Origin of the sequence: Pseudoalteromonas sp. SR45-6 (assembly GCF_014163545.1) — a bacterium.
Lineage (GTDB): Bacteria > Pseudomonadota > Gammaproteobacteria > Enterobacterales > Alteromonadaceae > Pseudoalteromonas > Pseudoalteromonas rhizosphaerae.
On sequence record NZ_JACJDM010000036.1, the window covers coordinates 47,465 to 50,381 of the forward strand.

Annotated in this window: 1 protein-coding gene; it reads left to right on the top strand. The window is 48.0% G+C overall.

From position 1 onward, the window contains the following. Positions 1 to 2,917, top strand: a 2,917-nt coding sequence (locus H5158_RS15195) for an Ig-like domain-containing protein (RefSeq protein ID WP_220491327.1), incomplete at both ends; no start/stop codon positions are given.

The following is a 2,917-nucleotide window of genomic DNA, read 5'->3' on the forward strand; positions in this document are numbered from 1 at the left end:
GCGATGGCGCGAATAACCAATCGCGCACCGTGACGGCCGATGGCTCTGGGGCATGGACTATCAGTGGTAGCGAGTTTGATGTCAGCAGCTTTAATAATGGCACGCTCACCGTCAGCGCCACACAAAGTGATGCGGCGGGTAACACCTCCAGTGCAGCCAGCACCTCAGTGATTTTAGATAACGCAGCACCGAATGCCTTGACCATAACGACCCCGATTGAGGTTGATGGCCGGATCAATGCTGTAGAAGATGGCAGTGTATTGATCACCGGCTCCGGGGCAGAAGCCAATGCCAGTGTCAGTGTGACCATCAGCGATGGCGCGAATAACCAATCGCGCACCGTGACGGCCGATGGCTCTGGGGCATGGACTATCAGTGGTAGCGAGTTTGATGTCAGCAGCTTTAATAATGGCACGCTCACCGTCAGCGCCACACAATCTGATGCGGCGGGTAACACCTCTAGCGCTGCCAGCACCGCGGTGATTTTAGATAATACAGCACCGAATTCACCGACAATAGCCACTCCGATAGAGGGCGATGGTAAAGTTAACGCAGCGGAAGACAGTGACGTAGTGATCACCGGCTCCGGGGCGGAAGCTAATGCCAGCGTCAGTGTGACCATCAGCGATGGCGCGAATAACTTATCACGTACCGTAACGGCTGATGGCTCTGGGGCATGGACTATCAGTGGTAGTGAGTTTGATGTCAGCAGCTTTAATAATGGCACGCTCACCGTCAGCGCCACACAAAGTGATGCGGCGGGTAACACCTCGACTACGGCAACCGCATTAATTACGTTGGATAATCAAGCGCCAAATGCATTGACGATTACTACGCCAATTGAAGGCGACGGCAAAGTTAATGCTGTTGAAGATAACGATGTACTAGTGCAAGGATCTGGCGCAGAGTCAGGTGCAACAGTTACAGTAAATGTTGATGGTATATCTAAAACCACCACTGCAGATTCAAGTGGTAATTGGACATTATCGGGCAACGAGCTGGATATCAGTGCGCTGAATAATGGTACGCTGACGGTCTCGGCAACTCAGGCCGATAGCGCAGGTAATGTCTCAATAGCTGCAACTACAACAATAACGTTGGATAACCAAGCACCAAACGCACCAACCTTTATTACGCCTATTGAGGGGGATGGTAAAGTTAACGCTGCGGAGGATAATGATGTATTAGTCCAAGGCGGGGGAGCAGAGTCAGGTGCAACAGTAACTGTGAGTATCGGTGGGGTTACTAAAACGACTACCGCAGACTCAAGTGGTAATTGGACATTATCAGGTAATGAGCTGGATATCAGCGCTCTAAATAATGGCATATTGACAGTTTCGGCAACACAAACCGACGATGCGGGCAATATCTCAACGGCCGCATCAACTTCAATTACATTAGATAACATCGCACCAAATGCGGTGGCTATTACAACGCCGATTGCAGTAGATGGTATTGTAAATGCGGCTGAAGACAATGCTGTGTTGATCACAGGGTCAGGTGCAGAAGCTGGCGCAACAGTGACAGTGGGTATTAGCGGCATAAATGCCACTGTGATAGCTGATAGCAGCGGTAACTGGACACTTAATGGCAGTGAATTAGACATTAGCGCGTTAAATAATGGCACATTAACAGTATCTGCAACGCAAACCGATAGCGCAGGAAATATTTCATCTGCAGCTACAACCACTATAACCTTAGATAATGTTGCGCCAAATGCATTGGCTATCACAACGCCGATCGCTGTTGATGGCATTGTGAATGCTGCTGAAGATAATGCGTTATTAATTGTAGGATCTGGGGCAGAATCAGGCGCTGCAGTTAAGGTTGATGTTGGCGGTGTAAATGCCACCGTGACTGCTGATAGCAACGGTAATTGGACTCTCAGTGGTAATGAGTTAGATATCAGTGCATTAAATAATGGCACATTAACGGTATCAGCAACGCAAACTGACAGCGCGGGTAATATTTCTCCAGCGGCAACGACGACGATAACCTTGGATAACAGTGCACCGCTAGTTGTTACTATTAATACGCCAATCGAAGTCGATGGCATAGTTAACGCTAGTGAAGATGATAGTGTATTGATAACCGGCTCTGGGGCAGAATCAGGCGCTGCAGTTAATGTTGATATTGGTGGTGTAAATGCCACGGTTACAGCTGGTAGTGGTGGAAATTGGACGCTTAGCGGCAATGAGTTAGATATAAGTGCACTTAATAACGGCACTTTAACAGTATCGGTAACGCAAACTGACAGTGCAGGGAATACTTCACCTGCGGCGACCAGCTCAATTACTTTAGATAATACCACCCCAACTGGGCATGCAGTTAGCGTTGATCAAAGCTTAATTAATGCGGATAACGAATCTGCAATGAGTGTTAGTTTTACTGGGCTTGAAGGAAGTGGTTCGCTTAGTTACCAGGTAAGTGATGGCAGTAATGCTGTTACTGGTAACGCAACGATTAGTGCTGTTACGCAGCAAATTACAGGTATCGATGTTACAACATTGGCTGAGGGAGTGTTAACGTTCTCAGCAATAGTTACAGACACCGCAGGCAATGCCAGCGCAGCAGTAACTGCCACAGTAACTAAAAAATATAATGTCGTACCGGTGTTAAGTGGTTCACCAAGTACAACTACAGCTGAAGATGCAGCGTATAGTTTTATACCCATCCTTACAGACAGCGATACGCAAGATACCCATACTTTTAGCATCATTAATAAGCCAAGTTGGGCAAGCTTTGACACCAGCACGGGCGAATTAGCGGGCACGCCACAGAACCAGGATGTAGGCAGCTACGCGGCTATTACTATCAGTGTTAACGATGGCACAGATAGCGCCAGTTTAACGCCATTTACATTAGAGGTAACCAACACCAATGATGCGCCGGTAGGGCAAAACTTCGCGTTTAACCT